This window comes from Chitiniphilus purpureus (genome assembly GCF_025642115.1).
Taxonomy (GTDB): domain Bacteria; phylum Pseudomonadota; class Gammaproteobacteria; order Burkholderiales; family Chitinibacteraceae; genus Chitiniphilus; species Chitiniphilus purpureus.
Genome location: NZ_CP106753.1, coordinates 3,200,197 through 3,218,496, shown reverse-complemented (window position 1 = coordinate 3,218,496; position 18,300 = coordinate 3,200,197). Strand labels below are relative to the sequence as shown.

Below are 18,300 nucleotides of genomic sequence, written 5' to 3'. Positions count from 1 at the left end.
GGCAGTTCGATCACGGAGAACCGGCTTTCATGTCGTTACCCATTCTGATCGTCGAGGATGACGACGATCTGCGCGATGCGCTGACCGATACCCTGCAATTGGGGGGGCATAGCGTGCTGACCGCCAGCGATGGCGAAGCAGCGTTGCGCTGCCTGGAAACCGAGCGCGTCGCGCTGGTGCTCTCCGATGTGCAGATGCAACCCATGGATGGCGAGACACTGCTGCTGGAAGTGAAGCAGCGCTACCCCTGGCTGCCGGTCATGCTGATGACCGCCTACGGTGTGGTGGAAAAGGCCGTGGCCGCACTGCATGCCGGCGCCTGTCACTACCTGCCCAAGCCATTCGAGCCGGACCAGTTGCTGCACGAAGTCGTCAAATACATGTTGCCGGGCAGCGAGGATGATACGGTGATCGCCGAGGACCCGGCGATGCGGGGGCTGCTGGACATGGCGCGCCGTGTCGCGGGATCGGATGCCTCGGTGCTGATCTCAGGCGAATCGGGTACCGGCAAGGAGGTGCTGGCCCGTTTCATCCACCGCGCCAGCATGCGTGTGGAGCGTCCCTTCGTGGCGGTCAATTGCGCGGCGGTACCGGAACAACTGCTCGAATCGACCTTCTTCGGGCACGAGCGTGGGGCTTTCACCGGCGCTGCCAACCAGCATATCGGCAAGTTCGAGCAGGCCAATGGCGGTACCTTGCTCCTGGACGAAGTGACCGAGATGCCATTGGCGCTGCAGGCCAAGCTGCTGCGGGTGCTGCAGGAACGGGAAGTGGAACGGGTCGGCGGCACACGGGCGATCCGGGTCGATGTCCGTGTGATCGCCACCAGCAATCGCGATATCGCGCAGGCCGTCGCGGCCGGACAGTTCCGCGAAGACCTCTTCTACCGGCTCAACGTGTTTCCGTTGCACCTGCCGGCACTGCGCGAGCGGCCTTCGGACATCCTGCCGCTGGCCCGCGCCATGCTTGCACGCCACGCCGCGCGTGTCGGGCGGCGCGCCCCGTTGCTTGCCGCTGATGCCGAGCGTAGATTGGAAGGCTACGGCTGGGAGGGCAATGTCCGGGAGCTTGACAATGTGATCCAGCGCGCCCTGATCCTGGCTCCGGGCGACGTCATCCTGGCCGAGCATCTGTATTTGCCGCAGGGGCCGGCAAAAGCTGCCGTTGCCCCACTGCAGGCGCGGTCTGCAACGCCGATTGAAGAACCGCAGCGGCCGACCGATATCAAAGCATTGGAGAAGCACCATATCCTCGAGACGCTCAAGGCCTGCGGCGGCGTGCGCAAGCTTGCGGCGCAGAAGCTTGCGATGAGTGAGCGCACCTTGCGCCACAAGCTGCAGCAGTATCGCGAGGAGGACGGCACGGGCCCCGCGTAGCGCCGGTGCCGGCTGGCTTAGGATTTGCTTGCCCGGGGCGGGTGACGGCCCCTACAATTTCGCTTCATAGGAAGGCGAGCCATGAGCGTCCAAGGAATCGATCAACTGCTGGGTGAATTGAAGGCCATGTCGGCATTGGCGGCAGGGCAGGCCCCCGCACAGCCGGCTGCCACCGGCGAAGGTCCCGATTTCGCCGCGCTGCTGAAGAATTCCCTCGATCAGGTCAACCAGATGCAGCAGGAGGCTCAGGCCCAGCAGGCTGCGTTCCAGGCCGGTGATCCACAGGCCGATCTGCAGGAAGTGATGGTCTCGCTGCAAAAGGCCAGCCTCTCCTTTCAAACCATGGTGCAAGTACGCAACAGACTGGTCAGCGCCTACCAGGAAATCATGAACATGCAGGTGTGACCTGCAGGTCTTTCGGGGCGAACCACGTAATCTATGGCAGAGGCGGGCGTAGCGGCTGACGGCAATCTGGTAACCGCAAGTGGCCCGCAGGCACTGCGGCAGCGCTTTGCCGCGCTCTCCATGGGCCGCAGGCTTGCCATGCTCGCCGGTGTCGCTGCCGTCATCGCGTTGATCGTCGGCTTTGCGCTCTGGTCACGCGAGCCGGCGTATCGCGTGCTCTTCACCAATATCCCGGATGCCGAAGGCGGCGCCATCATCCAGGCGTTGCAGCAGGCCAATGTGCCGTACCGGCTCGAAGGTGGCGGTACGATCTCGGTCCCCGCGGACCAAGTCTATGATCTGCGGCTGCGGCTGGCCGCGCAGGGCCTGCCCAAGTCGGGCAACGTCGGCTTCGAGCTGATGGACAACCAGAAATTCGGCATTTCGCAGTTTGCCGAGCAGGTCAACTACCAGCGCGCCATCGAAGGCGAACTGGCACGTTCGATCCAGACCGTGGCGGCGGTCGACCAGGCCCGGGTGCACCTGGCCATTCCAAAACAGACGGTGTTCCTGCGCGATCAGCAAAAGCCGACCGCGTCGGTGATGCTGACCCTGCGGCCCGGGCGGGTGCTGGATGACGCGCAGGTGGCCGGTATCGTGCACCTGGTGTCGAGCAGTGTGCCGGCATTGCCGGTGCGCAATGTCACCGTGGTCGATCAGGACGGCAATCTGCTGTCGCGTTCGCCCGAGCAGCATGCATCGAACCTGGACGCACGCCAGCTGCTTTACGTGCAGCAGATCGAGAAGAACTACGTCGAGCGGGTGCAGGCCATCCTGGAGCCCATCGTCGGCAAGGGCAATGCCCGTGCCGAGGTGACCGCGCAGATCGACTTTGCCGAGGTGGAGCAGACCTCGGAGACGTTCAAGCCCAACAATGCATCCGAAGCGGCGATCCGCAGCCGGCAGACGCTGTCGCAGACCGGCCAGAGCGCCGAGCAGGGGCCGGCCGGTGTACCCGGCGCGCTTTCCAACCAGCCCCCGGGCGCGGCGGTGGCGCCGCTGACCGCGCCGGTCGCCTCCGGCGTGGGGCCGGGCACGAGTGGCAGCAGCAGCGCACGCAACGAATCCACCACCAATTACGAGGTCGACAAGACCATCCAGCATGTCAAGCAGCCGGTCGGGTCGATCAAGCGCCTGTCCGCTGCGGTGGTGGTCAATTACAAGCCGGGTACCGACCGGAGCGGCAAGGCCACCTATGTGCCGTACACGCCGCAGGAGGTCGCCCAGCTCAACAACCTCGTCCGCGAGGCGATCGGTTTCAACGAGCGGCGCGGCGATTCGGTCAACCTTGTCAATGCGGCCTTCGCCGAGTCGATGCCGCTGGAGGCGCGCCCGCTGCAGGATCAGGCGCTCGACTACCTGAGGCAGAACTATGCCGAGCTGATCAAGCTGCTGCTGATCGGCGTGGTGGTGCTGTATCTGCTGTTCTTCGTGGTACGCCCGCTGATGAAGGACCTCGCCCGTCCGCGCGAGCAGCCGGGCACCTACACGGTGGACCTGGGCGAGACCGAGACCGAGGAGGAGTCCGCCGCCATCGCCGGCGAGGAAGAGGACGCCGCCCGCTCGGCCGCTTTTGCCGATCTGATGCAGCAGAGCAAGGAACTCGCCAAGAACGATCCGCGCATGGTGGCCACCATCCTGCGCGAATGGATGTCCAACGAGGAAGAGAACGTCAATCCGAACAAGGTGGGCTGACGGGCGCCTGCCGACACCGGCGCCCGCACGCCTTGATCTGGGAGTAGGCCATGGCCGCCAATATGAACGAGGAGGGCGTGCGCAAGAGCGCCATCCTGCTGATGACCCTGGGCGAGGAAGCCGCGGTCGACGTCTTCAAGTACCTCGGGCCCAAGGAAGTGCAAAAGCTCGGTTTCGCGATGGCGAACATGAACAACGTCAAGCGCGAAGAGGTCGACGAGGTGCTGGGCGACTTCATCTCGGCCACGCAGAACCGCGCCAACCTCGGCGCTGCCGACGAATACATCCGTTCAGTGCTGACCAAGGCGTTGGGCTCGGACAAGGCCGCCAACCTGCTGGACCGCATCCTGCAGGGCAATGACAACAACGGCATCGAGTCGCTCAAGTGGATGGATTCGGCCGCTGTGGCCGAACTGATCAAGAACGAGCATCCGCAGATCATCGCCACCATCCTCGTGCACCTGGAGCCGGACCAGTCGTCCGAAGTGATGGCGCAGTTCCCCGAACGCCTGCGCAACGATGTACTGCTGCGCATCGCCACGCTCGAAGGCGTGCAGCCGGCGGCGCTCAAGGAACTGAACGATGTGCTGACACAGTTGCTGTCCGGCTCGGACAAGCTCAAGAAGAGTGCGATGGGCGGGGTGCAGATGGCCGCCGAGATCCTCAACTTCATGGGCGGCGTGGTCGAGGCCAGCGCCATCTCCAGCATCCGCGAATACGATCCGGATCTGGCCCAGCGCATCCAGGACAAGATGTTCACCTTCGACAACGTGCTGGATATCGACGATCGCGGCATCCAGCTGCTGCTGCGCGAGATCCAGTCCGATTCGTTGGTGATCGCACTCAAGGGCACGAGCCAGGCGCTCCGGGACAAGATCTTCAAGAACATGTCACAGCGTGCCGCGGAGATGCTGCGCGATGACCTGGAGGCCAAGGGCCCGGTCAAGCTTTCCGAGGTGGAGTCTGAGCAGAAGGAAATCCTCAAGATCGTGCGGCGCCTCGCGGACGAAGGGCAGATCGTGCTGTCGGGCAAGGGCGACGAAGGCTTGGTCGAGTAGTCGACCGGGTCTCGCCAAACCGGGACCACCCCACTATGCTTGTCAGGCAGGGCCGCCTTTCGCGGCCTTCGTGTTTTGTGTCCCTTTGCCGTGAGAACGATCCATGCCCACGCCACCGCGCCGCGTGATCCCCCGTGAAGAACTGACCGCCTGGGAGCGGTGGGAACTGGGCGCGCTCCACGAGGAAGCGCAGGAGCGGGCCAGGGCCGCGGCGCATGCCCCGGCGGCGCCGGTGGCCGCGCCTGAGCCGTCCGTGCCGCCACCGGCGCAGCCGGCTCCTGAGCCGGCGCCGGTGGTTCAGCCCGAACCCGAGTCGGTGGCGCCGATGCAGTGGCCGACGGCCGAGGAAATCGAGGCCATCCAGCAGCAGGCGCAGCGCGAGGGTTTCGAAGCGGGCCTGGAGGCGGGGAGGCTGGCGGCCGAGCTGGAGGTCGAGCGGCTGAAGGCGCTGCTGATGAAGCTACAGTCGTTGGTCGGGGACCTCGATGCCGCATTGGCGGACAAGGTATTGGATCTGGCGCTGGTGGTCGGACGGCAGATGGTGCGCAAGGCGCTTGAGGTGGACCGCGAGCGCCTGCTGCCGCTGTTGCGCGAGGCCCTGGCCACACTGCCGCCGATGCGCCCACCGGCCAGATTGTTCCTCAATCCGGCCGATCAGGATGCGGTCGAGGCGCTGTTGGGCGGCGAGTTGCCCGCCGATGTCTGGCGGCTGGTGCCCGATCCGCAGATCGAAGCCGGTGGTTGCCGTATCGATTCGAGCACTTCCAGCGCCGATCTCAGCCTTGCCACACGCTGGGCGGGCCTGGTGCGGGTGCTGGGCCGTGAGCAACGCGCCGATCTGGCCTGGCAGGCCGAGCCGCAGGATGCCGGTGAGGCGGACGACATCGCAGCCCGGGACCAAGGGGGGCCCGATGTCTGACGCGCTGGAGCGGCACCACAGTTTTCTTGACGAATGCATTGACGCGGTGCGCTGGGTGCGCCCTTGGCTGCCCTGTGGGCGCTTGACGCGGGTTTCCGGGCTGGTGCTCGAAGCGGTCGGGTTGCGGCTGGCGATCGGAGCGTCTTGCGACGTGATGACGCCCAGCGGGCAGCCGGTGGAGGCGGTGGTGGTCGGTTTCCAGGAGGACAAGCTCTTTCTGATGCCGATCGCCGAGCTGTATGGCGTGGAGCCCGGTGCCGAGGTGATGCCGCATGAGGATGTGGCGGCCTGGGTGCCCGAATACGGGCGCGTACGCCCGCCACAGCGCCGGTTGGAAGACCATGGGCGGCAGGTGCCGGTGGGCTGGGGCCTGCTCGGCCGTATCCTCGACGGGCTGGGGCGGCCGCTGGACAACAAGGGACGTGTGGCGCAGGAAGGGTTCATGCCGTTGTACGCGCGGCCGTTCAATCCCATGGACAGGGAGCCCGTGCACCATGTGATGGATGTGGGCGTGCGGGCCATCAACGCCATGCTGACCGTGGGGCGCGGCCAGCGCCTGGGGTTGTTTGCCGGCTCGGGGGTCGGCAAATCGGTGCTGCTGGGGATGATGGCACGCTATACCACTGCCGACGTGGTGGTGGTGGGCCTGATCGGTGAGCGCGGCCGCGAGGTCAAGGATTTCATCGAGAACATCCTTGGCGAAGAAGGGCGTGCCCGCTCCGTGGTGGTGGCCGCGCCGGCCGACACCACGCCGCTGCAGCGCCTCTATGGCGCGGCCTACGCCACCACCATCGCCGAATTCTTCCGCAATGAGGGCAAGCACGTCCTCCTGATCATGGATTCGCTGACCCGCTACGCGATGGCACAGCGTGAAATCGCGCTGGCCGTGGGTGAGCCGCCGGCCACCAAGGGCTATCCGCCGTCGGTGTTCGCGCGCCTGCCGCAGCTGGTTGAGCGCGCCGGCAACGGCCGGGTCGGCGGCGGCTCGATCACGGCGTTCTACACTGTGCTGTCCGAGGGCGACGATCAGCAGGATCCGATCGCGGACAATGCCCGCGCCATCCTGGACGGGCATTTCGTGCTGTCGCGGCAACTGGCCGAATCCGGCCATTACCCGGCCATCGACATCGAAGCCTCGATCTCGCGGGTGATGCACGACATCATCGCCAGCGACGAATTGGAACTGGTCAGAAAATTCAAGTATCTGTGGTCGCGCTACCAGCGTTCGCGCGACCTGATCGCAGTCGGTGCGTATGCCCCGGGCTCTGACCCGGTGCTGGACGAGGCCATCCGTCGCCACCCGTTGTTCGAGCGGTTTTTGCAGCAAGGCGTCCATGAGCGCGAATCGTACGAGGGCGCTAGAATGAAACTCGCACAGCTCTTTGCCGGCTGAGCGCCCTTTCCGGCATTTGCAGGAGGCCGTGTTCCTTGGCCGAGTTCCGTTTCCATTTTCTGCTGCAACTGGCGCAGGATGAGCGCGAGGAAGCCGCAAGGGCGATGCAGGCGGCGCAGGCCGCGGTGCAGTCGGCCAAACACAAGCTCGAACAGGTGGAGACCTTCCGTGACGAGTACCGGGGCCGCCTGATGGCAAGCGGCCAGGGTGGGATGACCGTGGTGCAGTGGCGGGACTACCAGCAGTTCCTGGCCAAGCTCGATGCCGCCGCCAGCGCGCAGCAGGCGGAAATCGTCCGGCTGGAGGCGTTGTACCTGCAGCACAAGGAGGTGTGGCTGGCGTGTGAAAAGAAGGTGAAGGCGTTTGAAGCGCTCAAGGTGCGGCACGAGCAGGACGAGCTGCGGCGCGAGTCCAAGCGCGAGCAGAAGCTGATCGATGAATTCAATTCCCGGCCGCGCCAACGCTAGCCCACGCCGCGTGCCTTCTCCAGCAACACCAGCGTCACCTTGTCCGACACCACCTGTTCACCGTTCACCTGATACCCATGGCGCCGATACAGCCGCAGGTTGTCGGCACTGCGGCTGCCGGTAAAGAGTGCAAAGCGCTCGGCCTGCGGGCAGGCCGCTTCGATGGCCTGCAGCAGCGCACTGCCGATGCCGCGCCGTTGAGATGCCGGGTCGACGATCAGCCGGCCGATCCGGCAGGTGCCGTCCACCAGTCGGGCGCGGACCGATCCGACCAGCACGGTGCCGATCCGGGCCTTGAGCACGATGCCGGCGGCGATCTCGGCCTCCAGCTCATCCAGCGTCTGTGTCAAAGGCGGCAACGCGGGATCGCCATAGCGTTGCGCTTCCGCCTGATAGGCGCAGCGTTGCAGTGCCAGGATGGCCGGGGCATCGGCGCGGGTCGCCGTACCGATCACCAACCCGGCGGGCCGGCCCGGTGTCATTGCTGCAAGGCTTTGCTGACGATCTCATGTGTATCGCTCGACAAGCCTGCACTTGCGGCGATGCGTTCCAGCTCACCCTTCATCAGCGCGCGCCGGACCGGCTCCAGCTTGGGCCAGCGGTTGAAGCACGCGGCCAGCCGGGCCGCGATCTGCGGGTTGAGCCGATCCAGCTCGATGACCCGGTCGGCGGCGAAGGCGTAGCCGTAGCCATCCAGTGCATGGAAATGCTGCAGGTTCTGCTGGCAGAACGCGCCGATCAGCGCGCGTACCTTGTTCGGATTGCGGATCGAGAACGCCGGGTGGCCCATCAGCGCCTGCACCCGGCTCAATACTCCGGCGCGCCGACTGGTGGCCTGGATCGAGAACCATTTGTCCATCACCAGCGCGTCGTCCTGCCAGGTCTGCGCAAAGTCGGCCAGGTATTCCTCGGGGTGCTCGCTGTTGGCGAGCGCCTTGAGCGCGGCGAGCCGGTCGGTCATGTTGTCCGCGCGCCGGTACTGGTTGATCAGCAGCTCGCTGACCACCGGCCCCTGGCGTTCGCCAAGGATCGCCAGGCAGACGTTCTTGAGCGAGCGGCGTGCCACGGCAGCGGCATCGAAGCGGTACGGCGCGCCGTCGTTCAGCCGCTGGTAGGTGGCCAGCAGCGGTCCGCGCAGCTCGCGTGCCAGTGTCTGCAACACCTCGATCCTGACCTTGCTCAGCAACGCCGGGTCCACATCGTCCAGCGCCTCGAACAGATACTGCTCGCTCGGCAGCTCCAGCATCAGTGCCACCAGTGCCGGGTCCAGCGTCTCATCTTCCAGCAGACGGCCGGCGGCGGCCAGATAGCCTGGGGGCACGTGGACCGCCTCGCCGCGCTGTCCGCTGGCGTAGCCGTCGCGCAGCAGGCGCATGGCGTAGCTGTTGGCCGCTTCCCACCGGGCGAAGGCGTCGTCGTCATTGGCCATCAGGAAGGTGAGTTCCTCATCCGTATACGGATATCTCAGGCGCACCGGCGCCGAGAAATCGCGCAGCAGCGATGGCACCGGACGCTCGTTGAGGCCGGTGAAGACAAAGTGTTCCTCGGCCTGGCGCAATTGCAGCACCCGGCTGGTGGCGGCGTCGGTGTCATGTCCGCCGGCAAGCGAGAGCGGCAGCGGCGTACCGTCGCTGCCCAGCAGTGCCACGGCCAGCGGGATATGGAACGGCTGCTTGTCCGCCTGCCCCGGCGTGGCCGGGCAGGATTGGCGCACGCTGAGCGTGTAGGTGCGCGCCGTGGCATCGTAGGCACCGGCGACATCGAGCAGCGGGGTGCCAGCCTGGCTGTACCACAGCGCGAACTGTTCGAGATCGGCGCCGTTGGCATCCGCCATCGCGGCGCGAAAATCGTCGCAGGTGACGGCCTGGCCGTCATGGCGCTTGAAGTACAGGTCCATCCCCTTGCGAAAGCCTTCGCGCCCGAGCAGGGTGGCGTACATGCGCACCACTTCCGCGCCTTTCTCGTACACCGTCCACGTGTAGAAGTTGTTGATCTCCTGGTAGGCGTCGGGACGCACCGGGTGCGCCTGCGGGCCGGCGTCCTCGGCGAACTGATGCTCGCGCAGCGCGCGCACGTTCTGGATACGTTGCACCGCACGGCTGCCGACATCGCTTGAGAATTCCTGGTCGCGATAGACCGTCAACCCTTCCTTGAGCGAGAGCTGGAACCAGTCGCGGCAGGTGACCCGGTTGCCGGTCCAGTTATGGAAATACTCGTGCGCCACCACCGATTCGATGCCATCGAAGTCGGCGTCGGTGGCGGTCTCGGGCTTGGCCAGCACGTATTTGGTGTTGAAGATGTTGAGGCCCTTGTTCTCCATGGCGCCCATGTTGAAGTCCGACACAGCCACGATCATGTAGGTGTCGAGGTCGTACTCCAGCCCGAAGCGCGCCTCGTCCCACTGCATGGATTTATGGATGGACGCCATCGCGTGCGGGCATTTGTCCAGGTTGCCCGGCTCCACGTAGATCTCAAGGCTGACAGTGCGGCCGCTGCCGGTCACATGCTTGTCGGTCAGCGAGACCAGCTTGCCGGCCACCAGCGCAAACAGATAGGCGGGTTTTCTGAACGGGTCGACCCATTTGACCCAATGGCGGTTCTTGTCCAGCTGGCCTTCGCCAACCCGGTTGCCGTTGGAGAGCAGCACCGGGTACTTGGCCTTGTCGGCGATCAGTGTGGTGGTGAACTTGGCCATCACATCGGGCCGGTCCAGGTAGTAGGTGATCTTGCGAAAGCCCTCGGCCTCGCATTGCGTGAAGAAATTGCCGTTGGAAACGTACAGCCCCATCAGGCTGGTATTGCGTGCCGGGTCGGTGCGGGTGGCGATTTCGAGGATCACCTCGTCGGCAATGCCGCCGATGCACAACTGGCGGTCATTCAGTTCGTATTCATGCGGACCCAGCACCCGGCCATCCAGTTTCACGCTTTCCAGCACCAGGGCCTCGCCATCCAGGACCAGTGGCGCATCGGCCACGGCGGACGCCGCCGGATTGCGCTTGATCACCAGCCGGCTGGTGACCAGTGTGTTGTGCTCGTCCAGTTCGAAGGTCAGATCGACCCGGTCGACCAGGAAGGCGGGCGGGGTGTAGTCGAGGCGGGACACGGTTTGGCGAGTGACTGTCATGGGTTCCGGGCACGGTGGGGCGGGGGAGAGGCTGGCAGCTTAGCCCCGTGTGCAGACGCCCGCAATGCGGATCATCGCCACGAACCGGCCGCCATTGCCATGGTCACCGTCGGCGGTGATCCGGGCCGTAAACGCAGCCTGGCAGAGGCTGTGCGCGGATCGGTGCATATCCGTGCATTTTTACTGGTGGCGCCACTCCGGCGGTGCCGCCCGTTTGGCGGTGCCGGCCGGCGCGGCGTGCTTGCCGGCGTTGCCCGGGCCGGCTTGCGCCAGCGCAAGCATTAGCGCCGCAAGCTGTATCCATATAGAAAATCGGTTTTTTTATCTATAAGGCGCGCTGGTATAGTCCTTTCCTTTATCCGGCTTTTTCTCGGAACAGCCCATGTACCAATACGATCCGATCGATCAGCAGATCGTCGATGCCCGTGTCGCCCAGTTTCGCGACCAGACGCGACGCTATCTGGCCGGTGAATTGACCGAGGACGAATTCCGTCCGCTGCGCCTGCAGAACGGCCTGTATATCCAGCGCCATGCGCCAATGCTGCGTATTGCCGTGCCGTACGGGATGCTGGCGAGCCACCAGGTGCGCAAGCTCGCGTTCATTGCCCGGACCTATGACCGCGGCTACGGCCATTTCACCACGCGCCAGAACATCCAGTTCAACTGGCCCGAGCTCAAGGATGTGCCCGATATCCTGGCGCATCTGGCCCAGGTGCAGATGCACGCGGTGCAGACCTCGGGCAACTGCGTGCGCAACACCACCACCGACCAGTTCGCCGGCATCGCCCACGACGAGATCGTCGATCCACGCCCCTGGTGCGAGATCATCCGCCAGTGGTCCACCTTCCACCCGGAATTCGCCCATCTGCCGCGCAAGTTCAAGATCGCGGTCAATGGGGCGGTGGAGGACCGCGCCGCGGTGCTGGTGCACGACATCGGCATCAATGTGAAGAAGAACGCGGCCGGCGAAGTGGGCTTCGAGATCTATGTCGGCGGGGGCCTTGGCCGCACGCCGATGGTCGGCAGCCTGATCAAACCATGGCTGGAGCCCAGGCACCTGTTGTCCTACCTTGATGCCACGTTGCGGGTGTACAACCGCTACGGCCGGCGCGACAACAAGTACAAGGCGCGGATCAAGATCCTGGTGAAGGCGATGACACCCGAGGCGTTCGGTGCCAAGGTCGAGGCGGAATGGGCGCACCTGAAGGATGGCCCGGCCACGCTGACGCAGGCGGAGATCGAGCGGGTCAGCCGTTTCTTCGTAGCGCCGCAGTACGAACAACTGTCCGGCGACGACGCCGGCTTTCACCGGCTGCAGGCCGAGAACCGGGCGTTTGCCCGCTGGGTGGAGCGCAACGTGTTTGCGCACCGGCAGCCGGGCTACTGCGCGGTGACGCTGTCGCTCAAGAAGACCGGCGTGCCGCCGGGCGACATCACTGCCGACCAGCTCGACGCCGTGGCCGATCTGGCGGATGCGTACAGCTTCGGCGAGGTGCGCGCGTCGCACGAGCAGAACCTGATCCTGGCCGATGTCAGGCAGTCCGATGTGTACGCGTTATGGGAAAAGGCCAAGGCGCTGGGCTTTGCCACGCCCAACATCGGCCTCTTGACCGACGTGATCTGCTGCCCCGGCGGTGATTTCTGCTCGCTGGCCAATGCCAAGTCGATCCCGATCGCCCAAGCCATCCAGGAACGGTTCGACGACCTTGACTATCTGTTCGACCTGGGCGAGATCGACCTCAACATGTCCGGCTGTATGAACGCCTGCGGGCATCACCACGTGGGCAACATCGGCATCCTGGGCGTCGACAAGAGCGGTTCCGAGTGGTACCAGGTGAGCCTGGGCGGCCGCCAGGGCAACGCAGCCGCCATCGGCAAGGTGATCGGCCCGTCGTTCGCCCAGGACGAGATGCCGGACGTGATCGCCAAGATCATCGGCGTGTTCGTCGAGGCCCGCGAAGGGGATGAGCGTTTCATCGACGTGGTCGAGCGCATCGGCATCGACCCGTTCAAGCACCGTGTCTACGGCGGCAAGACTGTCAGAAAGGAGGCCGTCGATGCCTGAGCTCATCGTCAACCGCCAGATCGTGCAGGATACGTGGACCCGCGTCGTGCCGGGTGAGGACGGCAGCATCGCCGTGCCGGCGGCAGGGCGCGTGATCGTGCCGTACCGCTACTGGCTGGGCCATCGCGACGAGCTTGCCGGGCGCGAGATCGGCATCTGTCTCGCCCCCGACGACGAACCCGAATCGCTGCCGGTCGATCCCAATCTCTTTGGCGTGATCGCGGTCGATTTCCCGGTGTTCACCGACGGGCGCGGCTTCTCGATCGGACGGTTGCTGCGCGAGCGCCATGGCTACACCGGTGAACTGCGTGCCGTGGGCGACGTGTTCAAGGACACGCTCAACTACCTGTGGCGCTGCGGTTTCAATGCCTTTGCGGTGCGTGCGGACAAGGACATCGCCGATGCATTGCTCGGGCTGGACGACTTCACCGAAGCCTATCAGGTGAGCGTGGCGCATCCGCAGCCGCTGTTCCGTCGCCGCGCTGCATAGCCTGCAGGCAGCACCTCACCTGGAAAAGCGTGCCGCGGCACGCTTTTCTTTTTGGCTGCGGCATGGCGGGGTACAAGCGGCCCATCGTGCATCCGCCGGGCACAGACCGACGGTGCGTGACAGGGGGTGGCATGCTCGATCCACCCTAAGCCCTTGTGTTGCAACGGATTGCAGCAACTGCAAAGACAAAGGGTCGCCCGGCATCTGCGGGATTGCTCTGATGGCCCGGTGCGGCCGGGATGGGGTATTGAAGATAAGCCTTTAATGTTATTGGATTTTTTGTCGGCGATTGACGGTGATGGCGGGTTTGGCGGGCGGCGGTAGACTGCGGGCGGCCGGCCCGATGTTGTAAATAACGATAACGTCGGCCTCCCTTCCCCAAAGATAAGGATGGCTCCCTTCATGAACCGTTTTGCTCTCAAGACCGTATCGGTCGCTGTCATGTCGTTGTGCGCGGCCACCGGTTGGGCTGCCCAGGCTGCCCCGCTGGCCGTCGCCGATTCGTCGGACCGGCTGATCATCAAATACCGCGATCTGCCGATGGCGCGCAACGCCGTTGCCGATGTCAGCCCGCAGGCCGAAGCCGTCGCCGCAGGGCGGCACGGCGTGACGCTGAGCAAGGTGCGCGACACGCACGCCGGCGCCCGGGTGATGAAGCTCAACCGCAAGCTGCGTCTGGAGCAGCTGCGCACGTTGGCACGGCAGATCGCCGAGGACGATCCCAACGTCGAATACGCCGAACCCGATCTGATCAACTATCCGCTGGGCACCACCAATGATCCGCAGCTGGGGCAGCTGTGGGGCTTTGCCAACAGCAGCGCCGGCAGCAACGTGCTGGGTGCCTGGGACATCGCCACCGGCAACGGCGTGGTGGTGGCGGTGATCGATACCGGCTTCCGGCCGCACCGCGATCTGCTCGCCAACCTGCTGCCGGGTGCCGACCTGATCACCTCGACCAGCTACAGTGTCGACGGTGACGCACGCGACAGCGATGCCAGCGATCCGGGCGATTACGGCACCTGCAATGGCCGCACCAGCAACAGCAGCTGGCATGGCACCCACGTGGCCGGGACCATCGCCGCGGTGGGCAACAACAGTGAAGGCGTGGCCGGTGTGGCATATAACGCCCGCATCCTGCCGGTGCGCGTGCTCGGCCGCTGCGGCGGCTATACCTCGGATATCACCGACGGGATGATCTGGGCGGTCGGTGGCAGCGTACCGGGCCTTGCGCCCAACCCCAATCCGGCCAAGGTGCTCAACCTGAGCCTGGGCGGCTCCAGCAGCACCTGCGGCGCCACCTACCAGAATGCGATCAACTTCGCCCGCGGCAAGGGCGCGGTGGTGGTGGTCGCTGCGGGCAACGAAAACCGCGATGCCAGTCAGGCCACGCCCGCCAACTGTGCCGGGGTGATCACGGTGGCTGCATCCGACAGCGCCGGCCGCCGTTCCAGTTTCAGCAACTACGGTGCGCTGGTCGAGATCACCGCGCCGGGTTCGTCCATTCTGTCCACCATCGATACCGGAACCAGCACACCGGTCGGCGATGGCTACGCGCGCTACAACGGCACCAGCATGGCCACGCCGCATGTGGCCGGCGTCGCGGCGCTGATGCTGTCAGCCAATCCCAACCTCACGCCTGACCAGGTGCAGCAGCTGCTGACCAGCACGGTGAAGCCGATGCCGGTGGCCTGCGGCGAAGGGTGCGGTGCCGGGTTGATGAATGCGGTCGCTGCAGTGGCCGCCGCGCGTGCCGCAGGGGGTGTACCGACCCCCACGCCGGTGCCGACGCCCACCCCCGTGCCGACCCCGGGCCCGACCCCGACACCTGTGCCCACGCCCGTACCCACGCCGACCCCGGGTGCCTGCTACCCCGCCTGGGCCGAGGGCCAGACCTATACGGCGGGCCAGTACGTGACCTATCAGGGCAACAACTACCAGGCACTGGTCACGCACCTTGCCCATCTGGGTGCCAACTGGAATCCGGCAGCCAATCCGACGCTGTGGCGCAAGGCCGGTGCATGCAGCGGTGGCACGCCGGTACCGACCCCCGTACCCACGCCGGTGCCGACCCCGGTGCCGACACCAGGGCCCACGCCGGTGCCGACTCCCACCCCGACGCCGACCCCCGCGCCCGGCATCTGCCATGCCGCCTGGGTGGCGAGCAATGTCTACATGGGCGGGAACCGGGTGACGCACGAGGGCGTCAACTACGAGGCCAAGTGGTGGACGCAGGGTGACAACCCGGCGCTCTCCGGCCCGTGGGGTGTCTGGAAGACGCTCGGCGCCTGCGCGCAATAACGCGCCCAGGTCGCACGGCCCCGCCCTGGCGGGGCCTTTTTTCTTGAGGATGGGATGATGGCGAACCGCAAACTGGCGAATTGGAGCGCAGCGTTGTTTATCGCGGCCGGCATGACAGCGTGTGCGGCCCCGCGCGAGACGGCGCAGGCGCCCGGGATGATCATCAAGTTCCACGATGACAGCAAGCGCGAAGGGCTGTTGCAGCAGCTGGCGCAGCGCTATCAGGTGACGTTGGGCCCCGGCCGGCCGTTGGCGCTGGGTGCCTGGGTCTATCCGGTGACGGGGAGTGGCAGCGAGCGCGACGCATTCGTCGCGGCGCTGGGCCGTGCGCCGGAGGTGGAATACGCTGAATGGGACGGGGTGGTGACCACGCAATGATGCCGGGCCGGCTCGGCGTGCCCGGGCGCTGAGGGCGGTGGGACGGGTAGGCCGGCCCGTTGCGCCGTGATTGGTGCCACTGCAGGATGCAGGGTGCTACAGGCTCAGCGCCGCCTGCAGGCCCGCCTCGATGGCCCGCTTGGCGTCAAGCTCCAGCGCCAGCTCGGCGCCGCCGATCAGGCGCACCTGATCTCGCCGTTCGGCCAGCGCGTGGTACAGCGTGTCCACGGAGACCTGCCCGGCGCAAATCACCACATGGTCCACCGACAGCAACTGCTGCTGGCCGTTCACCTCGATCGTTAGACCCGCATCGTCGATGCCGAGATAGTGCACGCCGCCCAGCAGGTGGACGCCGCGTGATTGCAGGGTCAGCCGATGTATCCAGCCAGTGGTCTTGCCTGGCCCGCTGCCTGGTTTGCCCGGGCGGCGCTGCAGCAGCCAGAGCTCACGTGCGGGCCGTGCCGGCATGGGCGCGGTGAGTCCGCCGGGCAGGGTGAGCGTGGGGTCGATGCCCCAGTCCTGCCGGTACTGCGCAAGTGGATCGATGGCATTGGCGGGCTCCGACAACAGCAGCGCGGTATCGACGCCGATGCCGCCTGCGCCGATGATGGCCACCCGCCGGCCAAGCGCCACCTCGCCGCGCAACGCGGCCGGGTAGGGCACCGCCTTGCGATGGGTGATGCCGGGAATGTCCGGCAGGCGCGGCGCAACGCCGGTGGCGATGATCACCCGCTCGAAGTCCGCCAGATCGACCGGTTCGACCCGGGTGTTCAGCCGCAGCGTGACACCATGCCTGGCCAACTGGTGCTCGAAATAGCGCAGGGTCTCATTGAATTCCTCCTTGCCCGGGATGCGGCTGGCGAGGCGGAACTGCCCGCCGATGGCATCGCCGGCCTCGAACAGCGTCACCTTGTGGCCGCGTTGCGCCGCGTGCAGCGCCGCCGACAGCCCGGCCGGGCCGGCACCGACCACGGCGACCTCGAAACGACGTGCCGCCGGTTGCAGCACCAGCTCGGTTTCCCGGCCGGCGCGCGGGTTGACCAGGCAGCTGGCGCGCTTGCCTTCGAATACGTGGTCCAGGCAAGCCTGGTTGCAGGCGATGCAGGTGTTGATCTCCAGCTCGCGCCCGGTCGCGGCCTTGATGGCGAATTCAGGATCGGCCAGCAGCGGCCGTGCCAGCGACACCATGTCGGCCGCGCCGCTGGCCAGGATGTGCTCGGCAAGCTCAGGGGTGTTGATCCGGTTGACCGCCACCAGCGGCACGCCCACATGCGGCTTCAGTTGGGCGGTGACCCATGTGAAGGCACCGCGCGGCACTACGGCGGCAATCGTCGGAATACTGGCTTCGTGCCAGCCGATGCCGGTGTTGATCAGTGTGACGCCTGCGCGCTCCAGCGCCTGCGCAAGTGCCACCGCCTCGTCGAAGGTGCCGCCCTCCTTCACCAGATCGAGCAGCGACAGGCGGAAGATCAGGATGAAGCGCGGGCCGACGGCGGCGCGGATCGCCCGTACGATCTCGACCGCCAGGCGCATACGGTGTGCCAGACAGCCGCCCCAGGCATCGTCGCGCTGGTTGACGCGGCGCACCAGGAACTGGTTGATCAGATAGCCTTCACTGCCCATGACTTCGACACCGTCGTAGCCGGCAAGTTGGGCCAGGCGCGCGCAGCGCGCAAAATCGGCGATGGTCTGCTCGATCTCGGCCTGGCTGAGCGCGTGCGGCGTGAACGGCGAGATCCGTGCGGTGACAGCGCTTGCACTGACTGCCGCCGGATGATAGGCATAGCGGCCGGCATGCAGGATCTGCAGCGCGATCCTGCCGCCGGCGGCGTGGACCGCTTCGGTGACGGTGCGGTGTCGCGGCAGTTCGCCTTCGTCGGCCAGCATGGCGGCATCCGGGTAGATGCGGCCGGCCGGATTGGGGGCGACGCCGCCGGTGACGATCAGCCCCACACCGCCCCGCGCCCGCTCGGCGTAGAACGCCGCCAGCTGTGCGCCACCATCGGGTGCTTCTTCGAGCCCGGTATGCATCGAGCCCATCAGGATCCGGTTCGCCAGCGTGGTGAACCCCAGGTCAAGAGGGGCGAACAGATGGGGATGGCGGGTCATGGCACGGAATCCGGTATGGCTGCGGCGGGTTCCTTACCTTAGCGTTTTTGCTGCAGGGCCGGGATTGGGGTTAGCACGCAAGCAACTGTTTGAAACGCAGCCGGCTTCGCGCTGCCAGCAAGCGCCGGCCCCATCGCCGTGCCCGGCGTGATCCGGTCCTGCTCCGGATATGGGCAGATGGGAGCGCTGCATCTGCACCGCCTTCATGACGGCTTTCCCGGGCGCTGGCATCTTTTCCACGATCTGGCCGGATAACCATGTTGAAGCGCTGTGGATGAATCGCGCAACCCATTGAAGCGGCAATGGTTTTGTTTGATCGCTGTAAAAATGGGCGATGAACGGTCGTTTTTTCACAATCGATGGGAGCAAGCATGTGCAACGCCTGTGGATAAGCGGACTAAGCTGCTGATCCGCCGACGGCTTTGCCAGCATGCCCAAAACTTGAGCGCCGGGCATGTATAATCGCGCCTGCCGAGCGCCCCGC

The 18,300-nt window shown here is 65.8% G+C and carries 14 protein-coding genes; 11 read left to right on the top strand and 3 right to left on the bottom strand.

Annotation, left to right across the window (positions count from 1 at the left end; all coding sequences use genetic code 11):
- Positions 1-29: 29 nt before the first annotated feature.
- The 7 genes from N8I74_RS14885 to fliJ all read left to right on the top strand — a co-directional run bounded on the left by N8I74_RS14885 (position 30) and on the right by fliJ (position 7,352).
- Positions 30-1,376: a sigma-54-dependent transcriptional regulator gene (locus N8I74_RS14885; RefSeq protein ID WP_263123896.1), complete on the top strand. Its 1,347-nt coding sequence runs from the start codon at positions 30-32 to the stop codon at positions 1,374-1,376.
- Positions 1,377-1,457: 81 nt separating this feature from the next.
- Positions 1,458-1,781 (top strand): flagellar hook-basal body complex protein FliE, encoded by a 324-nt coding sequence (fliE, locus tag N8I74_RS14880; protein WP_263123895.1) that lies wholly within the window; start codon positions 1,458-1,460, stop codon positions 1,779-1,781.
- 33 nt (positions 1,782-1,814) lie between these two features.
- Complete coding sequence (gene fliF, locus N8I74_RS14875; RefSeq protein ID WP_263123894.1) at positions 1,815-3,515, top strand: flagellar basal-body MS-ring/collar protein FliF; 1,701 nt, start codon at positions 1,815-1,817, stop codon at positions 3,513-3,515.
- 50 nt (positions 3,516-3,565) lie between these two features.
- On the top strand, positions 3,566-4,573 hold the full coding sequence (gene fliG, locus N8I74_RS14870) for a flagellar motor switch protein FliG (RefSeq protein ID WP_263123893.1): 1,008 nt from the start codon (positions 3,566-3,568) through the stop codon (positions 4,571-4,573).
- 103 nt (positions 4,574-4,676) lie between these two features.
- Complete coding sequence (locus N8I74_RS14865) at positions 4,677-5,492, top strand: flagellar assembly protein FliH (protein WP_263123892.1); 816 nt, start codon at positions 4,677-4,679, stop codon at positions 5,490-5,492.
- Positions 5,485-6,885 carry a flagellar protein export ATPase FliI gene (gene fliI, locus N8I74_RS14860; RefSeq protein WP_263123891.1) on the top strand — a complete coding sequence of 467 codons (1,401 nt, stop codon included), beginning with the start codon at positions 5,485-5,487 and terminating at the stop codon, positions 6,883-6,885. The genes N8I74_RS14865 and fliI overlap by 8 nt, the downstream gene beginning before the upstream one ends.
- 35 nt (positions 6,886-6,920) lie before the next feature.
- Entirely contained in the window at positions 6,921-7,352 is a 432-nt protein-coding gene (gene fliJ / locus N8I74_RS14855) for a flagellar export protein FliJ (protein ID WP_263123890.1), read from the top strand.
- Here the strand turns inward: fliJ and N8I74_RS14850 are convergent.
- On the bottom strand, positions 7,349-7,834 hold the full coding sequence (locus N8I74_RS14850; protein ID WP_263123889.1) for a GNAT family N-acetyltransferase: 486 nt from the start codon (positions 7,832-7,834) through the stop codon (positions 7,349-7,351). The two genes, fliJ and N8I74_RS14850, sit on opposite strands and share 4 nt — an antisense overlap.
- A complete protein-coding gene (gene pepN, locus N8I74_RS14845) occupies positions 7,831-10,476 on the bottom strand; it encodes an aminopeptidase N (protein ID WP_263123888.1) in 2,646 nt (881 codons plus the stop codon). The genes N8I74_RS14850 and pepN overlap by 4 nt, the downstream gene beginning before the upstream one ends.
- A gap of 382 nt (positions 10,477-10,858) precedes the next feature.
- On the opposite strand from pepN, the gene N8I74_RS14840 reads away from it, so the two are divergent.
- The 4 genes from N8I74_RS14840 to N8I74_RS14820 all read left to right on the top strand — a co-directional run bounded on the left by N8I74_RS14840 (position 10,859) and on the right by N8I74_RS14820 (position 15,707).
- A complete protein-coding gene (locus N8I74_RS14840; RefSeq protein ID WP_263123887.1) occupies positions 10,859-12,541 on the top strand; it encodes a nitrite/sulfite reductase in 1,683 nt (560 codons plus the stop codon).
- The gene (locus tag N8I74_RS14835; RefSeq protein WP_263123886.1) at positions 12,534-13,031 is read left to right on the top strand and encodes a DUF934 domain-containing protein; all 498 of its coding nucleotides are present in this window, start codon (positions 12,534-12,536) and stop codon (positions 13,029-13,031) included. The genes N8I74_RS14840 and N8I74_RS14835 overlap by 8 nt, the downstream gene beginning before the upstream one ends.
- A 402-nt stretch (positions 13,032-13,433) precedes the next feature.
- A complete protein-coding gene (locus N8I74_RS19370) occupies positions 13,434-15,329 on the top strand; it encodes a S8 family serine peptidase (RefSeq protein ID WP_308445861.1) in 1,896 nt (631 codons plus the stop codon).
- A gap of 57 nt (positions 15,330-15,386) precedes the next feature.
- Positions 15,387-15,707 carry a hypothetical protein gene (locus N8I74_RS14820; protein ID WP_263123885.1) on the top strand — a complete coding sequence of 107 codons (321 nt, stop codon included), beginning with the start codon at positions 15,387-15,389 and terminating at the stop codon, positions 15,705-15,707.
- Between the two features lie 96 nt (positions 15,708-15,803).
- On the opposite strand, the gene N8I74_RS14815 is transcribed toward N8I74_RS14820, so the two are convergent.
- Complete coding sequence (locus N8I74_RS14815; protein WP_263123883.1) at positions 15,804-17,816, bottom strand: NADPH-dependent 2,4-dienoyl-CoA reductase; 2,013 nt, start codon at positions 17,814-17,816, stop codon at positions 15,804-15,806.
- Positions 17,817-18,300: the final 484 nt, after the last annotated feature.

Coding starts and splice junctions, on each gene's coding strand:
- N8I74_RS14885 (WP_263123896.1), top strand. CDS start 30: ATGTCGTTACCCATTCTGATCGTCGAGGATGACGACGATCTGCGCGAT.
- fliE (WP_263123895.1), top strand. CDS start 1,458: ATGAGCGTCCAAGGAATCGATCAACTGCTGGGTGAATTGAAGGCCATG.
- fliF (WP_263123894.1), top strand. CDS start 1,815: ATGGCAGAGGCGGGCGTAGCGGCTGACGGCAATCTGGTAACCGCAAGT.
- fliG (WP_263123893.1), top strand. CDS start 3,566: ATGGCCGCCAATATGAACGAGGAGGGCGTGCGCAAGAGCGCCATCCTG.
- N8I74_RS14865 (WP_263123892.1), top strand. CDS start 4,677: ATGCCCACGCCACCGCGCCGCGTGATCCCCCGTGAAGAACTGACCGCC.
- fliI (WP_263123891.1), top strand. CDS start 5,485: ATGTCTGACGCGCTGGAGCGGCACCACAGTTTTCTTGACGAATGCATT.
- N8I74_RS14850 (WP_263123889.1), bottom strand. CDS start 7,834: ATGACACCGGGCCGGCCCGCCGGGTTGGTGATCGGTACGGCGACCCGC.
- pepN (WP_263123888.1), bottom strand. CDS start 10,476: ATGACAGTCACTCGCCAAACCGTGTCCCGCCTCGACTACACCCCGCCC.
- N8I74_RS14840 (WP_263123887.1), top strand. CDS start 10,859: ATGTACCAATACGATCCGATCGATCAGCAGATCGTCGATGCCCGTGTC.
- N8I74_RS14835 (WP_263123886.1), top strand. CDS start 12,534: ATGCCTGAGCTCATCGTCAACCGCCAGATCGTGCAGGATACGTGGACC.
- N8I74_RS19370 (WP_308445861.1), top strand. CDS start 13,434: ATGAACCGTTTTGCTCTCAAGACCGTATCGGTCGCTGTCATGTCGTTG.
- N8I74_RS14820 (WP_263123885.1), top strand. CDS start 15,387: ATGGCGAACCGCAAACTGGCGAATTGGAGCGCAGCGTTGTTTATCGCG.
- N8I74_RS14815 (WP_263123883.1), bottom strand. CDS start 17,816: ATGACCCGCCATCCCCATCTGTTCGCCCCTCTTGACCTGGGGTTCACC.